Here is a 14,652-nt window from a genome sequence, read left to right on the forward strand (position 1 = left end):
ACCTTGACTTAATTAACTACAAACGTTTTTTGTACCGAAACAGGCTTTCCTTCACTGGTAAAACCCTCTATGCTAATTAAATAATTTCCTGAAACATCTGAAGTATAAAATTCAATTTCTTTAGGTAAAGTAGCGTCTAGACGTATATCAGGCTGCCACAACAACTGCCTTCTGTAATCGGGTATTCTTGAAGTGTTTTTTGAATCTTCTGAATAGGTTTGAACAAAATATTGTTTTTTGGGTTGAACGGGTAATAAATCAATTTTTTTAATTCCGTTTTGAATCATTGTATCATAAAAATCACCTTCAATAGTTTCAACCAAAATTACTCCTTGAAAGGTTTGTGCACCATAATAGTATTTATCTCTAAAAACACTTATGGATGCAACTTTTGTAGCCTTATAGTTAATAAGTGTCTCATGGTTTTGAACAAAAAAACCATCTACAATTAATAAAGGAGGTTGATTTGATGGTGTGCTGTTTTCCTTTTCTCTTACTTTAAAAACTTTTTTGCTATTTTGATTGGCTACCCAAGCATTGTTTACAATTTCAACCATCGTTTCTTCCATAGTGGGAAAACGTGTATAGTTATCCAAGGTATAAGTTGTACTACGTTTTTTATAGATTGAAGTATCTGCTTGAACTGTTTTAATAGTATCGGGTTTTACGCCGTAATAACCGTTTTCAATTTGATTGTAAACACTACGCTTGATTATCATTTGTTTCATTGCTGGAGTAATGAAAAATTGATTAAAACGTAACTCTGAATAATCAATCGCCACTTCAGTATCAACATGAATGGTAAATACATTATTAACATCGTCTATTACTTGCAACGCAGCTTCATTATTTGTGTAGGTTTTATCAATGTTGAAGTAAAAATTTCCGTTAGCATCTACTTGAGCAATTTTAAATATAAAAGTATCTCCGGGAATGGATAAGGCAACCTTTTGATTGGCTACTTGTGCCGAAGGACTATTAGTTGATATAGAACCTTTTATTAGTTCACCTCGTAACTCCGGAAGAATCATTTGCGATGCTTTTTTACTATTTACTTCATTAATTTCTGAAGCAAATTCGTTGGCACGAAGTAATTTGGGATGTGAAATAGTATCTATTTTTTTTACAGATATTGAGTAGTTTCCGTTACTTACATTTTTTTGTAACGAAGATACAGTAAGAGAAACTCGACTACGTTTTGAATACTGTTCTTTATCAAGGTTTAAGGAAAAATGCTCATTTGTATCTTGTTTATAGGTTTTGGAAGGTTTTAGAGCGGTTGTAGTATTTTTTTCTGTTTCTAAAATTGCGTTTTGATTTCCTCGGTATGGATTTACAATACTTATATCTTGTTGAAAGTAATTATTAGAAGCTTTTGTAAGCATATTTAAAGTATAAGAAATAAGCTTATAATTTCCCGAAGGTATTGTTGTAGGGATAAAAATATCTCCTTGTCCAGTACCTGAAGTTAGTTTTACTTTTTGTTTAATTACCGTTTCCTTATTTTCATTTACCAATTCTATATAGCCAATTTTACTATAGTCACTTAATTTTTGCGTGAGAGTGTTCACAACATACGTTTTATAGTATAAATATTCTCCAACAAAGTATAGTGAAGCATTAACGTGTACATAAGTATTTTCAGCAGGAACCGGAGATACATCAAGGGCTTGATTTCCCGAAGTAAAAGATGACCTGCTGGTTTGTGCAGTCACATTATAACTTAATATTAATGCTAGTAACGTATATAAAACTATTTTGTTCATTTATAAATTTTAAATTATTCTTCCCAAAATTCAGGAGGTACATTTTCACCAAAAACAGTACAATCAACACAAATTCTAGGAGCAACTGTATAAGGACCGGTATCACCCTCAACAGTACCTTCTCTCACAAACTTTGCAGTATTGTTCTGAATTAAAGGTACAAGCGCTCTAGGATCTGGACTGTTTAATCTGCAATTGTCACCTAGAAACAACCCCGGAGAACCATCTTCTGGATCAAAAATATCTGAATAGTTAAAAAATATTCGCTTGGAAGAAACGGTAACTACATTAAAAATACCAATTACCTTTTCGTTTTCGTTTGTTGTTGACGATATGTTCCCTTCAATAAAGCCCGGTTGCACTTGTGAAAAAAGACTTTCAGTTTCTGAAAAGTTTTGTAAGGTTTCATAAAAGGTGTACGCTTCTCGCGAAATATTTTGCTGTTTTGCAAGTATGCTATACCGTTGAGCAATTACCGGATCTGTACGCTCAATAAAACGTATTTGATATTTCAACAATTGATCTTCAGACAATGTATTGGTGTTTGCTAATAGAATTTCAGTTGATGGTTTTGTAACATAACAAATTTCTTCTTCTGTGGTTTTTGGGACTAATTCAAATTGTGGAGGATTTGCACTAATTACTTGTAAATCTAAATCTGAAGAATATCGAGAGATTATTTTATAAGTTTCAACGTATTCAAAACGATAGTAACTTCCCATTCCTTGCGGATTGGAGTTGTCTAATAGTATTGATACGCCTTTAACACCTTCATTATTTGTTGATTTTTCTGTGTACAAGTTGTCAATTGAAGTGCTTTGAGGAAGTTGTACTGAAGAAGATTCATAAGTTCTTCCATTTGACGTAGTTATTTGAAGGCTATAATCTCTATTAGGCAATGCCGCAAACGGTGTTGTTGAAATGTAAACTCCTAGACTGTCAGACTCTTGAAAGGTGTATTGTGTTCCGGTTGCGTCTAGAATAGTAACTTCAGCATTTGTTTCGGGTGATGGGCCGTCTTCTTCAAATTGAAAGGTTCTACTTAATGATATTGATTGAGTTTCAGTTTGGTCTGTTATAGTTGCTTCAATAACCAAGGCGCTTTCAAAATTTTCAGTTTCAAGATCTATTTCTTCAATACATCCATACAAAAGAAATGTTGTAAGAATCACTGCCAAACCTTGCAAATAACTCAACTTCAAATTTTTATATTTAAAACTATTCATCATCAATTAAAATTTAAAGTTATACGTTATGGTTGGAACCGGAATAGAAAATATAGAGCTTTGATAGGCTTTTACCTCGCCATCTTTGGTAACAAAAAATACCGAATATGGATTATTTCTTCCCAAAACGTTATAAATTGATATATTCCAAAAGCTATGTGCTAACTTTTCTAGTTTGTGATTTCCTTCAAAATTAATACTTAAATCAAGACGGTAATAGTCTGGTATTCTGTATTCATTTCTATCACTGTATAAAACAAATTCAGAGTTATTAATAACATAACTACCTACGGGGTAAGTAATTGGTCGTCCTGTTTGATAGACAAAATTTGCAGAAACACTAAAACGCTTGGTCAATTTATAATTGGCGACAACACTTATATCGTGTGGTTTATCATAATTTGAAGGAAAATAGTCACCGTTGTTAATGCGCTCTTCTTTAAACTCACTATCTAGTTTTAAAAAGGAGCGAGAATAACTATAGCCCAACCAACCGTTGAGTTTACCTTTAGTTTTTTTAAGTAACAGTTCGGCGCCATATGCTTTTCCTTCTCCTTGAAGTAATTCGGTTTCTACATTTTCATTGAGAAGTAATTGTGAACCGGTTTTGAAGTCTAAAATGTTTTTGGACCTTTTATAATATCCTTCAAGGCTTACCTCATATGTATTATTATCAAAATTGTGATACAGCCCCAAACCATATTGATTTGCTCTTTGTGGTTCAATATTTAAATCTGAAAGTTTCCAGGTATCGGTTGGAGAAACAGTTGTATTGTTTGAAAGTGTGTGAATGTATTGAATGGTATTATTAAAACTAGCTTTTATAGAAAATTCCGGATTAAAAGAGTATCTAGCAGAAACACGAGCTTCTGGTCCGCCGTATGTTTCAATAACCTCATTGTTGTTAAAGTTTAAGGTGTCTGTTACTGTGGCATCACTAATAGGTAATCCAGCTACATAACTGCGCTGAGAAGCCTCTCCTAACGCTGCAAATTGTGAATAACGTATACCGGCATTGAATTCTAATTTATCATTAACCGTAAATTTATCTGAAATAAACACAGCCGTTTCCAGCCCTTTTTCCTTCGGAATTGTAATAGGATCAACAATAGAGTTTTGCGTAGGTTTTAATTCTCCGGGTTCTACGTTATACAGTTTTCCGCTTACGCCATAATCTAAAGTATGCTTTTTATTCAGCTTTGAAGTAAGCTTTAGCTTTAATTGGGTTTCATTGATACGATACCCAAGATTAAAATCATCATTTGTAGCTCCGTCATATTCAATATCATATGCATATTCGCTATTTGCCAATAATAAATTAGACTTATTATTTTCATTAAATGTATGATTCCATTGAGCAGAAATTAAGCGATTACTATATAAGAATAATGAATCTGAAGTAATGCTATACCTGTCTTTGCTGTAATATCCAGTAGCTTTAATTTCATCACGTTCTCCAATTTTTTGATTAAACTTGATGATTCCATCATAAAAAGATGCTTCACTATTTTGTAAAGATTCTTCATCTAAGGAGTTTAAAATCCAATCTGAATAAGTTGCTCTTACACCAACCATCACTGCAGATTTATCTTTTACAATGGGCGTTTCTAGTGTTAAATTTGCTGTTACAGGACCAATAGAACCTTCTCCACCAAACTCTTCAACATTTGCATCTCGGGTAGAAATATCAAATACTGAAGAAAGTCGACCACCGTATTCTGCAGGAATGCTTCCTTTGTAAATTGTTACATCTCCGGTTGTAAAAGGATTGATTGAAGAAAATATTCCGAAGAAATGCGAAGGATTATAAATCACTGCATCATCTAAAAGTATTAAGTTTTGATCGGCTTTACCGCCTCTTACATTATAACCGGCAGCTCCTTCTCCGGTATTTGATATTCCCGGTAAGGTTGTAGCTACTTTTAAAATATCACGCTCTCCCAAAACCAAAGGAATGTTTTTTATCACTTTTACATCAATAGTTTCAGATCCAGTCATGGTTTCTTCAATATTCTTATCTGCTTCATTCTCTAGAAACACCTCTCCTAGCAACTCGTAATCTTCATTGAGGGCTATGTCTAGTCTACCATTGTTATAAATAATAACACGCTTTTGAACATCTTCAATACCAATTAATTTTGTTTCTAATACGTTTGCCCCCGCTTTTAGCTTTATTGAATAAAAACCTTCTTCATTTGTTGTGGTTCCGGCATTACTTCCTTGTACAAGAATGGCAAGATCTTCAATGGGTCTTCCGGTAAGTATATTGGTAACATAACCGCTTAACACATAGGTGTTATTGGTATTTGTCAAACTTTCTTTACCAATACGTACAGTTTCAATAGGAATAGATTTTTTTGAAGTCTCTTGATTATAAAATACAGGTTGGTATTGCTCCTTTTTTACAGTTGTTACTGTAATGGTACTATCTTGCTCTTGCGGAAAAAAGCCTTCGGGTAATGTATTATAAACAATGCTATTTTGAGTAAGAATGATTCGTTTGTCTTCGGTTATGTAATAGTTTAAAACGGAATTGGTCAATAAAGTATCCAATAATTCATGAATAGAAATATTGCTATACGTTCCTGAAACAGATTGATTGTTAATCCAACTATCTACATAAAAAAATTGGTAGTCGGTTTGACTTTCAATCTTTAAAATAGCTTCTTCTAGTGAGGAATTATTAAATGTAATTGACGGTAGTAGTTCTTCTTGAGAATAACTTATGTTTAAAAACATCAGCAAAAAAACTATTGAGCTGAAAGTATGTTTTTTTCTTATAATTATTTTTTTGATAACAGTACGTTTATTTGGTTTATATAAGCAAGCATATAAGCATCTGGGTTTGAATTTCTCAACGATCTATCTACAGAAACTTCTTGAATTATATTTTTCAATTCAGGAAATATCTTTATAAAATCACGTTGGTTTTTTACTTCATATACGTTTTGATTATACATAACGTAATAGTAGGGTGTTTTAAATTTATACTTAAAATACAGTTTTCTCTTTCGTATTTCTCTCAACTGTGTTTTTCTGTATTTTTTTAAAAGTTGTATTTGAGATGAATTGTATACAACTTCATAAAAACCTGAAAGTGCTTCAGAGTCATCTTTAATTGACAGGTTTTTAATATGTTGAAAAGACTTTGATCCTATTTGAAATGCACCTACCTTTTCTTTAAATAACTGTAGAATAGTTGTTTTTTGTTCTGTAGAAAGTTTTATGATTATTTGATCATTAAATACATCATATTTTAACGGAATATCAAAATAGCGTTGATTTTCATACTCAATCATACTTTTTTGAAAGTCGCCAGAAAATAAAAACTTTTTAAAGCTATTTTCTCCTTGTTCAAAATCAATATACTCTACTCCGTTGTAAAGTGGTGTGTTTTCAATTCCTACTTTACTATCAAACCAAGTGTAAGATTCTTTTTCGGTTGATGAATTTTGAGCTAGACTACTTGAACTTACTATAAAAAAGAGAAATAAGTAACTAAGTTTTTTTATTTTCATAGCGTCTAAATTACAAATAATTATAATTAAATAGACAAGTATTGAGTAATTGAAAATTAATGATTTAGCAAACAAACCTCTAGATCGTTGTTAATCAATTGTTTTTTTCAATTAAATCGCATTAAAAATGCGTTTTTTTTAACATATGTAAGTACAACAAAAATGCCTGTAACAAAAATATATGATGTTCTTATCATAGGAGCCGGGCCCGCCGGTTGTGCTTGTGCATATCAACTAGCAAATAGTGGATTAAACATTGCCATTGTGGAGCAAGCTAGCTTTCCGCGTGATAAAATTTGTGGTGATGCGCTTAGTGCAGATGTTATTAATCAATTTTACAGAATGAATGACGCTCTTGCTTCCTCATTTTTAAAACTTCGTCCTAAGTATGCTTCAAACGGAATTCGGTTTTATGCACCCAATAATACCAAACTTGATATTCCGTTTAAAAAAACATCTCAAAAACAAGCTGCAGGATATGTGATGAAACGGCTAGATTTTGATTCTTTCTTTGCTTCAGAAATAAAAAAGCTACCCAATATCGATTTCTTTGAAAACAAGAAAGTAATCAATATAACACCTCATAAAAACTACGTAGAAGTACTATCAAACAATGCTCGTTTTAAAACACAAATCATCATTGGTGCCGATGGAGCAAACTCGATTGTAAATAGAAAACTTAGCAACAATACCATAAATAAAAAACATCATAGTGCAGGATTGCGCCAATATTATGAAAACGTTGCAGAGGTATCCTCCAATGATTTAATAGAGCTACACTTTTATAAAGAAATACTTCCAGGTTATTTTTGGATTTTTCCATTACCAAATAATGCTGCCAATGTAGGAATAGGGATGCTTTCTAGTGAAATAAGTAAGCAAAATATAAACCTAAAAGAAAAATTTACAGAACTAATTACATCTCACCCTAATCTTAAGGATAGGTTTAAAAATGCAGTAGCAAAAGAAGGTATAAAAGGGTTTGGACTTCCTTTGGGTTCAAGAAAAAAACAACTTTCTGGAGATCGGTTTCTACTTCTTGGTGATGCTGCAAACCTCATTGATCCTTTTACCGGTGAAGGTATTGGCAATGCAATAAGAAGCGGCAGAATAGCAGCTGAGCATGTAAAGAATGTATTTAAAACCAATAAATTTGATGCTCAATTTAATGCTCAATATGATAAAAAAATTTATCAAGCCATGTGGAAAGAGCTAAGTGTGAGTAAATCACTTCAAAACCTGCTTAAATATCCTTGGCTATTCAACTTTATTGTTAAAAAAGCTAATAAAAACAAATCGATACAATTACTTTTAACGTCGATGCTCGACGATGTTGACTTAAAAAAAGAACTTACCAAACCTAGTTTTTACGTTCGGCTTCTTTTTAATTAATTTCAAAAAAAATATACCTAACTTTTTATGAAACCAGCTACTGTTGCTCAACTAAAAAAGGAATTAAAGTTTCGTTCTTCAGAAGAATTAGAAAATCTCTGTCTTCATTTGGCAAAGTTTAAGAAAGAAAACAAGGAGCTCCTCACCTACTTATTATTTCAATCTCATGATGAAGAATTGTATATTCAAAGTGTAAAAGAAATGATCGACGATGGTTTTTCAGAAATAAACACCACTAGTTATTATTATATGAAGAAAACCATCCGGAAAATATTACGAATGGTTAAAAAGTACATTCGGTATTCAAAAAAGAAAGAAACCGAAGTGGAATTGCTTTTGTATTTTTGTGTAAAACTAAATAACGTAAAACCTTCCATACATAGAAATAAAATGTTGACCAATCTTTATGAACATCAAAAGGTGCTTATTAAAAAGCGTATTAACGCTTTACATGAAGACTTACAACACGACTATACTCTTGAAATGGAAAGCTTAAACATATAACTATGACAACTATTTATCATAATCCCAGATGTAGAAAATCTAGAGAAACACTTCAACTACTTGAAGATAAAAATGAAGATTTAAACATTGTTAAATACTTAGAAAACCCTCCATCAAAAGAAGAGTTAAAAGATATCATCAAACTCTTAGCCATAGAGCCTATTGCCTTGGTACGCAAAAATGAACAAATCTGGAAAGATCAATTTAAAGGAAAAGAGTTAACTCAAGAAGAAGTTATTGATGCCATGATTGACAACCCAAAACTAATTGAACGCCCGATAGTTGTAAAAAATAATAAAGCTACTATTGGCAGGCCACCAGAGAATGTTTTAAGCATATTATAATCCTTTAAATTTATTTAACACAATTTTAGGAAAAACAGACTAAACCCACGAGTATTTTCGCAGTCAAACCCCCTAAAACTGACTATGAAATTATACACTTTTGTACTAGCAGTGTTATGCAGTACTATTTTACTAGCCCAAAACAAATCTCCAGAAACTATTACCGTTTCCGGAAAAATTATTGAAGAAGGATCAAATGTTCCTTTAGAATACGCAACAGTTTCTTTTATCGATGCACAAGGAAACGTTGCCAATGGAGGAATTACAGATACAAAAGGAAGCTTTTCATTAAAAATTCCGCCGGGAGTATATACTGTTAAATATGAGTTTATTTCATATGAAACAAAAGAAGTACCCAATCAAAATTTAAGAAAAAACACAACGCTACCCACTGTATCATTGGCACTAGACACAGAAAGTTTAGACGAAGTAGTTATACGTGCCGAAACCACAGAAGTGCAAGTACGTCTTGATAAAAAAATATATAACATAGGTAAAGACCTTACTACCAGCGGTGCAACAGTTAGTGATGCATTAAGTAATGTTCCTTCGGTTAATGTTGATGTAGAAGGTGCTATTAGCCTTCGCGGAAATGAAAACGTACGTATTTTAATTAACGGAAAACCATCTGCAATAGCTGGTTTTGGTTCAACAGATGCCTTACGACAGCTTCCTGCCGAAGCAATAGAACGCGTTGAAGTTATTACCTCTCCTTCAGCTAGATATGATGCAGAAGGTACCGCAGGAATTTTAAATATTATTTTACGTAAAGAAAAAACACTAGGATTAAATGGTTCTATAACCACCAACGTAGGTGTACCTACAACAAGTGGTGTTTCAGGAAATATCAATTTGAGAACAGATAATTTTAATATTTTTAATACCACTAGTTTACGCTACCGCGATGCTCCGGGTAATGCTTTTTTCAATAACCAATATTTCCCAACAACTTTTACAGATCCTGATACTGGTGAAGAAATTACCACAGATCCTCGTTTTGACCGTGTTATTGAAGACAGAGAGTATGAACGCCAAGATCAAGGATTTAATACAAACTTAGGTATTGAGTACTTTTTAACCGAACGTTCTTCAATTACAGCAAGTGGTTTTCTTCGGTTAGGAGATGATGAAGATTTAACAACCAATAATGCAAGAAAATTTAGCGACGGTACACTTCAAGAAACAACTGTGAGAGAAGAGCTAGAGACAGAAAAAGATGAAAGTTACCAATTTTCATTAAACTATGTAAATAACTTTAATGACGAAGGCCACAAGCTTACTGCAGATTTTCAATATGAAAATGATAAAGAAGAAGAACGCTCTTTTATTACTGAAAGACGCATTCAACCATCATCTTTTGATTTTCCTTCAGAAGACATCCTTAATAAAGAAACCCAAAAGGAATACTTAATTCAAGCCGACTATGTACTTCCTATCGGTGAGAACGCTCAGTTTGAAGCAGGATACCGAGGTAATTTTGAAAATGAAGAAACAGACTATACCCTTAATCAAGAAAATGAAAATGGTGTTTTTGTAAGAAATGATACACTATCAAATATTTTTGATTATACTGAAAATGTAAACGCAGTGTACACTCAATACGGAAACAAGTTTGGGAAATTCTCTTTCTTATTAGGTTTACGCCTAGAGCAAACACAGCTTAAAGGAAAAATTGAATCAAACCTTGATGAAGATGCCTTTTCTGAAACTTTAGGAGTTGATATTGATACAAACTTTGATAAAAATTACTTAGGTCTTTTCCCTACTGTAAACTTAATTTATGAATTAGCCGAACGTGAAAACATTACATTAGGCTACAACAGAAGAATTAACAGACCGCGCGGATGGTTTATTAATCCATTTCCTTCTCGATCTAGTGTGACCAATGTTTTTCAAGGTAACCCAGATCTAGATCCTGCCTATGCAAGTGCTTTTGATCTTGGATACTTAAAACGTTGGGATAAGTTGACACTTACTACTTCTATCTATTATCAATATGAAACCGATTCTTTTGAGCGCATTCAAGAACAAACAGGCCAAGTGATCAATGGGGTAAACGTAGTAAGAACCATTCCTATTAACCTTTCAACAAATGAGCGTTATGGATTTGAGTTTGGTCTTTTATATAATCCGGCAAAATGGCTTCGTTTAAACGGAAGTTTTAATTATTTCAACTTTAGTAGTGATGGAAGTTTTAATGGTGTTGAATATGGTACAGAAAACGACAGTTGGTTTGCCAGAGGTAGCGCCAAAGTGAGCCTTCCTTGGAAAATTGATTGGCAGACTAATGCATTTTATCGTGGACCTACAAACAATGCACAGACAGAAACAGAAGGGTTATTATCTATAAACTTAGCCTTCAGTAAAGATATTATTAATGACAATGGTACAATAGGTGTTAATGTAAGTGACCTGCTTAATAGTAGAAAAAGAAGATCTTTTACTTCTACAGATACTTTTACCAGTGATAGTGAGTTTCAATGGCGTGAGCGTAGCGTAAACCTTTCATTTACCTATAGATTTAATCAGAAAAAACAACGCCAGCGTAGAGATCAAGATATGAATGATGATGATGGCGATTTTGAAGGTTAAAATCAAGAAATTGCAATAAAAAAAGGAAGTCATTTTTGACTTCCTTTTTTTATAATATTAAATAGAAAAAAAACTTACGCTTCTTCTCTTTCTTTTTTCTTTGCTTCACGCTTTAATTTCCAGTTTTCATATAGAGCGCCTCCTATCCAGTAAGGAAGAATAGACACTAAAAAAATCATTAACCAAAATCCTATGGTTAATATTATTAAAAATGCTAAAAAGCCAAGGTATTGATCAAATTCAAACATGAGTAAGCGTGTTAATTTTTTGTATGGTTCAAAGATAGTAGCTTTTTTTCAAAATCTACAATAAAACGACTCTATTTATTCACACTTAATTAACGACTTGGTTTTGAGTAAAGCACCTGATTTAAGTACCTTTGCGTAGTTTCTAAAAAAATAAAACAACTACCCAACATGGAATATAGAATAGAAAAAGATACCATGGGCGAAGTAAAAGTCCCTTCAGATAAATTATGGGGAGCCCAAACTGAGCGTTCTCGCAACAACTTTAAAATAGGAAAACCAGCCTCTATGCCACTAGAGATTGTATATGGTTTTGCTTATTTAAAAAAAGCCGCTGCTTTTACAAATTGTGAGCTAGGCGTTCTTTCTGAAGAAAAAAGAGATTTAATTGCTCAAGTTTGTGATGAAATTTTAGAAGGTAAACACGATGATCAATTTCCGTTGGTAATCTGGCAAACCGGAAGCGGTACGCAAAGTAATATGAATGTAAATGAGGTAATTGCAAATCGTGCGCACCAAATAGCAGGAAATAAAATAGGTGAAGGCGATAAAACCTTACAACCAAATGATGATGTGAATAAATCACAATCTTCAAATGACACCTTCCCTACCGGTATGCACATTGCTGCTTATAAAAAAATACTTGAAGTTACCATTCCGGGGGTGGAGCAACTTCATAAAACACTTCAGAAAAAATCTGAAGAGTTTAAAGACATCGTAAAAATTGGTCGTACCCATTTAATGGACGCAACACCTTTAACACTAGGTCAAGAATTCAGTGGTTATGTTTCACAACTTGAACATGGATTAAAAGCTTTAAAAAACACCTTACCTCATTTATCAGAATTAGCACTGGGCGGAACTGCTGTAGGTACAGGATTAAATACACCAGACGGGTATTCAGAAAAAGTTGCCGGTTACATTGCAAAGTTTACAGATCTTCCTTTTATAACAGCTGAAAATAAATTTGAGGCCTTGGCTGCACACGACGCCCTAGTTGAATCACACGGAGCTCTTAAGCAACTAGCTGTCTCGCTCAATAAGATTGCCAATGATATACGTATGTTGGCTAGCGGACCTCGTTGCGGAATAGGAGAAATAATAATCCCAGCCAATGAGCCCGGATCTTCTATTATGCCTGGAAAAGTAAATCCTACCCAATGTGAAGCTCTTACTATGGTATGTGCACAAGTTATGGGTAATGATGTTGCTGTAAGTGTTGGTGGTATGCAGGGTCAATATGAACTTAATGTTTTTAAACCTGTTATGGCTGCAAATGTGCTACATTCTGCCGAATTAATTGGAGATGCTTGTGTTTCATTTGAAGAACATTGTGCAAATGGTATTGAAGCGAATACAGAAGTTATCAAAAAACAACTAAATAACTCATTAATGTTGGTGACTGCCCTGAATACAAAAATAGGGTACTATAAAGCTGCCGAAATTGCAAATACCGCACATCAAAACGGTACAACACTTAAAGAAGAAGCTGTAAACTTAGGGTACTTAACTGCCGAAGAATTTGATCAATGGGTTAGACCAGAAGATATGGTAGGTAAAAAATAGTAAAATTCAGACTTAAATTTTAAAAAGCTGTCTACTAAGACAGCTTTTTTTATATGTTAAAATATCGATTAAATGCAAAAAAATTAGTTTAAATGTAAAAAATACGTATATTTCACTACCCAAATATTTTAAACCTACTTAAATGAGACAACAGTTTGCCCCCCTTATATTGTGTCTATTTATATCACTTTTATGTGTATTTCAAGAAAGTGAAGCATCTATAAATATGATAAAATATAACTATGAAAACTCTTTAATTAAAGGGATTTCAGACAGTTTTATTGAAGAGAATTCTGCTTCAGTGATAGCTAATTCTACTGCTGAAAAATCAGTATTCACTTCTCAAAAGTCTGATGAATTTTTAACCGATTCAAAACGTTCTTTTGCCACTGACAATCGATTGCTTTCGGAATTTTCTTACAATTTTTTGAATCCGGCATTGGTCAATTACAGCCCTATTTCAAAAAAAATATTGAAATCTTCATATCAATATTCTGAAAATCCACAGTCGATATTTTATCAGGGTATTTTTTACGGTTTTGTTTTAATGGTATTATTAATGAATGTAGTTTGCTATTTCATATTTGAAGAAAAACTCTTTCTGTATTTCTTTGGAGCCATCTTTGCTCTTACATCTGTATTATTTTATGGTGATGGACTACTAAGCTTATTAAATGCTAACATTCAGGTTGATTCAAAGTTATTTGAAGCTTCACTCCTTTTTATATCTATAAGCATTGCAGCATTGTTTGCGCATCGTTTTTTAAATGTGAAAGATTTCTATCCAAAAGCAAAGATTTTGAGTTTTTCATTGCTAGGTGTTGCCTTTGTTGTATTGGCCTCTGCGTGGATTACAAAAAGTAGTTTATTAGCCTCAATATCAAATACTGCGTTGTTTATAGTACTAAGTAGTTATTTTATTATAGGTACAATGTTGTTCAGTAAAAAAAGCTATGCACGCTTTTTTGTAATTGCATTTTCGGTACCCTTACTTTTTGCTATAGATTATTTTGTGCTTCAAGGTTTTGGCGCTACTCTTTTATTTACAGGAACGACACACTTGAAAGTTGCAATACTAATAGAAGCCATGTTATTGTCTTACGGAATCATTTATAGAATGAATGCTATTAAAGATGAAGTAGAATTAAGACAAACGGAAATGAGAATATTTATAAAAAAACAAGAAATGATGAATAGAGAAAATATTACAAACCTAATGAAAGACGTCTATCTTGAAAACTTGATTATGCAACACGACTTAGACGGACTGGAAATTAAACTTCTTCAATATATATCTGAAGGTGTTGAAAACTCAAAAATAGCTCGCAAGCTTAAAATGAGTGAAACAAACGTAGAAGAGCTTACCAATGAGCTGTACGAAAAACTAGAAATTAGAGAACAAGTAAAATCTGATTACCGAATGGTAGAAACCCAACCAGATTATATTTATAACTAATCTAGAGCAATGTAGTTTATAAATAATTCGTAAAGGATACGTA

At 32.8% G+C, this 14,652-nt stretch carries 11 protein-coding genes; 6 read left to right on the top strand and 5 right to left on the bottom strand.

Features of this window, described 5'->3' with window-relative positions:
• Positions 1-8: 8 nt before the first annotated feature.
• Genes INR76_RS11785 through INR76_RS11800 form a run of 4 tightly spaced genes read right to left on the bottom strand, consistent with a single transcriptional unit; the run spans position 9 to position 6,510 of the window.
• Entirely contained in the window at positions 9-1,766 is a 1,758-nt protein-coding gene (locus tag INR76_RS11785) for a hypothetical protein (protein ID WP_223108164.1), read from the bottom strand.
• Positions 1,767-1,780: 14 nt separating this feature from the next.
• Positions 1,781-2,995 carry a DUF4249 domain-containing protein gene (locus INR76_RS11790; RefSeq protein WP_223108165.1) on the bottom strand — a complete coding sequence of 405 codons (1,215 nt, stop codon included), beginning with the start codon at positions 2,993-2,995 and terminating at the stop codon, positions 1,781-1,783.
• A gap of 3 nt (positions 2,996-2,998) precedes the next feature.
• Entirely contained in the window at positions 2,999-5,731 is a 2,733-nt protein-coding gene (locus INR76_RS11795; RefSeq protein WP_223108166.1) for a carboxypeptidase-like regulatory domain-containing protein, read from the bottom strand.
• Positions 5,732-5,775: 44 nt separating this feature from the next.
• Positions 5,776-6,510: a hypothetical protein gene (locus INR76_RS11800; RefSeq protein ID WP_223108167.1), complete on the bottom strand. Its 735-nt coding sequence runs from the start codon at positions 6,508-6,510 to the stop codon at positions 5,776-5,778.
• Between the two features lie 162 nt (positions 6,511-6,672).
• On the opposite strand from INR76_RS11800, the gene INR76_RS11805 reads away from it, so the two are divergent.
• The 4 genes from INR76_RS11805 (at position 6,673) to INR76_RS11820 (ending at position 11,342) form a co-directional block, all read left to right on the top strand.
• Positions 6,673-7,902, top strand: a complete 1,230-nt coding sequence (locus tag INR76_RS11805) for a geranylgeranyl reductase family protein (protein WP_223108168.1) — start codon at positions 6,673-6,675, stop codon at positions 7,900-7,902.
• A gap of 27 nt (positions 7,903-7,929) precedes the next feature.
• Positions 7,930-8,406 (top strand): hypothetical protein, encoded by a 477-nt coding sequence (locus tag INR76_RS11810; protein ID WP_223108169.1) that lies wholly within the window; start codon positions 7,930-7,932, stop codon positions 8,404-8,406.
• A 2-nt stretch (positions 8,407-8,408) separates the two neighbouring features.
• Positions 8,409-8,750 (top strand): arsenate reductase (glutaredoxin), encoded by a 342-nt coding sequence (gene arsC, locus INR76_RS11815; RefSeq protein ID WP_223108170.1) that lies wholly within the window; start codon positions 8,409-8,411, stop codon positions 8,748-8,750.
• 84 nt (positions 8,751-8,834) lie between these two features.
• The gene (locus INR76_RS11820; RefSeq protein ID WP_223108171.1) at positions 8,835-11,342 is read left to right on the top strand and encodes an outer membrane beta-barrel protein; all 2,508 of its coding nucleotides are present in this window, start codon (positions 8,835-8,837) and stop codon (positions 11,340-11,342) included.
• Between the two features lie 74 nt (positions 11,343-11,416).
• On the opposite strand, the gene INR76_RS11825 is transcribed toward INR76_RS11820, so the two are convergent.
• Positions 11,417-11,590 (bottom strand): hypothetical protein, encoded by a 174-nt coding sequence (locus INR76_RS11825; protein ID WP_223108172.1) that lies wholly within the window; start codon positions 11,588-11,590, stop codon positions 11,417-11,419.
• Between the two features lie 168 nt (positions 11,591-11,758).
• Here INR76_RS11825 and fumC point away from each other — a divergent pair, with 168 nt between their 5' ends.
• Both fumC and INR76_RS11835 read left to right on the top strand, forming a co-directional pair.
• Complete coding sequence (fumC, locus tag INR76_RS11830; protein ID WP_223108173.1) at positions 11,759-13,153, top strand: class II fumarate hydratase; 1,395 nt, start codon at positions 11,759-11,761, stop codon at positions 13,151-13,153.
• A gap of 226 nt (positions 13,154-13,379) precedes the next feature.
• Entirely contained in the window at positions 13,380-14,609 is a 1,230-nt protein-coding gene (locus INR76_RS11835; protein ID WP_223108174.1) for a 7TM diverse intracellular signaling domain-containing protein, read from the top strand.
• The last annotated feature ends 43 nt before the right edge of the window (positions 14,610-14,652 follow it).

This window comes from Marixanthomonas sp. SCSIO 43207 (assembly GCF_019904255.1).
In the GTDB taxonomy this organism is placed as follows: Bacteria; Bacteroidota; Bacteroidia; order Flavobacteriales; family Flavobacteriaceae; genus Marixanthomonas.

Bases quoted from the DNA above. Each gene is read 5' to 3' on its own strand.
- INR76_RS11785 (WP_223108164.1), bottom strand. From the start codon at position 1,766: ATGAACAAAATAGTTTTATATACGTTACTAGCATTAATATTAAGTTAT.
- INR76_RS11790 (WP_223108165.1), bottom strand. From the start codon at position 2,995: ATGATGAATAGTTTTAAATATAAAAATTTGAAGTTGAGTTATTTGCAA.
- INR76_RS11795 (WP_223108166.1), bottom strand. From the start codon at position 5,731: ATGTTTTTAAACATAAGTTATTCTCAAGAAGAACTACTACCGTCAATT.
- INR76_RS11800 (WP_223108167.1), bottom strand. From the start codon at position 6,510: ATGAAAATAAAAAAACTTAGTTACTTATTTCTCTTTTTTATAGTAAGT.
- INR76_RS11805 (WP_223108168.1), top strand. From the start codon at position 6,673: ATGCCTGTAACAAAAATATATGATGTTCTTATCATAGGAGCCGGGCCC.
- INR76_RS11810 (WP_223108169.1), top strand. From the start codon at position 7,930: ATGAAACCAGCTACTGTTGCTCAACTAAAAAAGGAATTAAAGTTTCGT.
- arsC (WP_223108170.1), top strand. From the start codon at position 8,409: ATGACAACTATTTATCATAATCCCAGATGTAGAAAATCTAGAGAAACA.
- INR76_RS11820 (WP_223108171.1), top strand. From the start codon at position 8,835: ATGAAATTATACACTTTTGTACTAGCAGTGTTATGCAGTACTATTTTA.
- INR76_RS11825 (WP_223108172.1), bottom strand. From the start codon at position 11,590: ATGTTTGAATTTGATCAATACCTTGGCTTTTTAGCATTTTTAATAATA.
- fumC (WP_223108173.1), top strand. From the start codon at position 11,759: ATGGAATATAGAATAGAAAAAGATACCATGGGCGAAGTAAAAGTCCCT.
- INR76_RS11835 (WP_223108174.1), top strand. From the start codon at position 13,380: ATGATAAAATATAACTATGAAAACTCTTTAATTAAAGGGATTTCAGAC.